Annotated in this window: 4 protein-coding genes; 3 read left to right on the top strand and 1 reads right to left on the bottom strand. The window is 27.7% G+C overall.

The window, feature by feature from the left end; all coding sequences use genetic code 11:
- Positions 1-283: 283 nt before the first annotated feature.
- The 3 genes from prmC to RSC72_RS04345 all read left to right on the top strand — a co-directional run bounded on the left by prmC (position 284) and on the right by RSC72_RS04345 (position 2,368).
- Positions 284-1,111, top strand: coding sequence for a peptide chain release factor N(5)-glutamine methyltransferase (gene prmC / locus RSC72_RS04355; protein WP_332544857.1), 828 nt, complete (start codon positions 284-286; stop codon positions 1,109-1,111).
- A 120-nt stretch (positions 1,112-1,231) separates the two neighbouring features.
- Positions 1,232-1,753, top strand: coding sequence for a hypothetical protein (locus tag RSC72_RS04350; protein ID WP_332544856.1), 522 nt, complete (start codon positions 1,232-1,234; stop codon positions 1,751-1,753).
- Between the two features lie 54 nt (positions 1,754-1,807).
- Positions 1,808-2,368: a GNAT family N-acetyltransferase gene (locus RSC72_RS04345; protein ID WP_332544855.1), complete on the top strand. Its 561-nt coding sequence runs from the start codon at positions 1,808-1,810 to the stop codon at positions 2,366-2,368.
- A gap of 68 nt (positions 2,369-2,436) precedes the next feature.
- On the opposite strand, the gene RSC72_RS04340 is transcribed toward RSC72_RS04345, so the two are convergent.
- A partial coding sequence (locus RSC72_RS04340; protein ID WP_332578436.1) for an FKBP-type peptidyl-prolyl cis-trans isomerase occupies positions 2,437-2,558 on the bottom strand: 122 nt, incomplete at its 5' end.

Here is a 2,558-nt window from a genome sequence, read left to right as displayed (position 1 = left end):
TCATATTATGTAAACTATCAATATTTTCACGACTGATGTAAACTGATAAAAATCATCAATAAATTGAAATCTTAACGTAATTCTAATGTACTTCTAATCTTTAAACTCACGAAAAGAGACTTATATGATAAATATAGCATATATCAATAGACGTAATTAAACAAAAAAATTGTTATAATAAACCATTATTTACAATTTAAATAAAACAACAACTTTTGATAAATAAAAAATAACAATTGTACAATATTGATAAGATGATTTAACTTTACAAAAATTTAGCGCCATGACGTTAGCAGATTTAAAACAAAACTTCTACAACAATTTACAAACACTATACAATCAAGACGAAATAGACACCATATTTCTTATTTATTTAGAAGATAAGTTTGATTTAAACTATTTACCTACTCAAAATTTTGACTTTGAAACAGAAGCAAAAAAAGATTTGACTGCTCTAAAAACAGGAAAACCAATACAACATATCACAAAAAAAGCTTTTTTCTACGATAATTTCTTTTTTGTGAACGAAAACACGCTGATTCCTCGTCCTGAAACTGAGGAATTAATAGAATTAATACGAAATGATTTCCCAAAAGATAAAGAACTTAATATTATAGATTTAGGCACAGGAACTGGTTGTATACCAATTACTTTATCCAAGTTATTTCCAAATTCTAAAGTTTCGGCAATCGATATTTCAGAAAAAGCATTAGAAGTTGCACAACTTAATGCAAAAAATCTTACTGAAACAATTAATTTTATACAACAAGATTTATTAGTGGATTTTGATTTGGATCAAAAATTTGATATTATTATTTCTAATCCTCCATATATCAGAAATTTAGAAAAAGATGAAATGCACCAAAATGTATTGCAATTTGAACCACATTTGGCGCTCTTTGTAGAAGATAATAATGCGTTGATTTTTTATGAACGAATTATTTCTTTTGCCAAAAAAAATCTTTCAGAAAATGGCTCTGTTTATTGTGAAATTAATCAATATTTACCCGAAGAAACTAAATTATTATTCGAAAAAGTATTTAATAAAGTTGAGCTAATAAAAGATATTTCTGGAAATTATCGTATGTTAAAATCAAGTGAGATAAAATAAATCAAACCAAAAATTCGTTACTACTTTATAATAAAACAACTATAATTTTATATCTATTAAAAAAATTGGTATCAAAATTGTAATTAACCAAACAATATTAAAACAATTAAAAAACGAACTATGAAAAAATTATTTGTATTAGTGGCAGTTGCATCATTATCATTCGCAACTTCTTGTAAACAAGAAACTGCAAAAACAACTGAAACTAATGTAACTGTAGATTCTTTAGCTAACGATTCTACTGCAATCGTAACAGAAACTACAACAACTGTATTATCTGAGACTGATGCGAAAGCAAAATTAGATCAAGCTAAAGTTGAGTTAGACGCTGCAAAAGCAAAAGGTGATAAAGTTGCTACAGAAGCTGCACAAAAAGCCTATGACGATGCAAACACTGCTTGGACTAGTGCAAAAGCCGCTGTAACTGGTGCTGCACAAGATGTAAAAGATGGTGTAAACAATGCTGCTGAAAAAGTTGACGAAAAAGCAACTAAAGCAAAAGAAGACATCAAAGATGCTGCGAAAGACGTTGCAAAAGATGCAAAAGAAGTTGGTGCAAAAGCAAAACAAGATGTGAAAGAAGCTGGCGCAAAAGCAAAAGAAGGATATAACAACACGTTAGATAAATTAAAAGCTAACTAATTATTTTATAATTATTGCTAACTTAGCCTTGAGAAATCTCAAGGCTATTTTTTTATGTTAAATTTCAGAAAAGCAACAAAACAAGACGCTTCATCAGTTGCAAAATTAATGATGTTGGCGATGGATAAAATCGTTTTTGATTTTATTGGAGAAAAAAATGATGAAAAAGGAACTCTATTTTTAGAAAATCTTATTCAGCAAGAAAACAACCAATACAGTTATCAGAATACAATTGTTGTAGAATATGACAATCAAATTGCTGGCTGTACAACTTTTTATGATGGAGGAAAATTGGAGGAATTAAGAAAACCTGTTTTAGAAATTTTAAAATCGAATTACAATCAAATTATAAATCCACAAGATGAAACCCAAGCTGGTGAAATTTATATCGATACAATTGCTGTTTCACCAGATTTTCAAGGAAAAGGAATTGGGTCTAAAATTTTAGATTATTTGATTGAAGAAATTGCAATTAAGCAAAATAACGTATTAGGATTATTGGTTGATTTTGAGAATCCAAATGCAAAAAAACTATATGAAAAGAAAGGTTTTACAGTTGTTGGTGAAAAAATGCTAATGAATGAAAATCATGAACACATGCAATATCATCCATAAAAATAATTTTCAATAATCTGAATATTAATTAATCAATATTCAGATTATTGAAAAAAAATAATATTAGATTATAGTATTCCAAGCAATTCTACTTCAAAAATCATAGTTGATTTTGGTCCTAATTCTTTCGAAATTTCACGGTCCTTGTATCCTAATTCTGGTTTTACAACAAACCTAAACTTACTTCCAA

Origin of the sequence: Algoriella sp. (assembly GCF_036647415.1) — a bacterium.
Classification (GTDB): Bacteria; Bacteroidota; Bacteroidia; order Flavobacteriales; family Weeksellaceae; genus Empedobacter.
Note: the sequence above shows the minus strand (reverse complement) of the source record. Positions and strands in the feature narration are given on the sequence as shown.

Coding starts and splice junctions, on each gene's coding strand:
- RSC72_RS04345 (WP_332544855.1), top strand. CDS start 1,808: ATGTTAAATTTCAGAAAAGCAACAAAACAAGACGCTTCATCAGTTGCA.
- RSC72_RS04350 (WP_332544856.1), top strand. CDS start 1,232: ATGAAAAAATTATTTGTATTAGTGGCAGTTGCATCATTATCATTCGCA.
- prmC (WP_332544857.1), top strand. CDS start 284: ATGACGTTAGCAGATTTAAAACAAAACTTCTACAACAATTTACAAACA.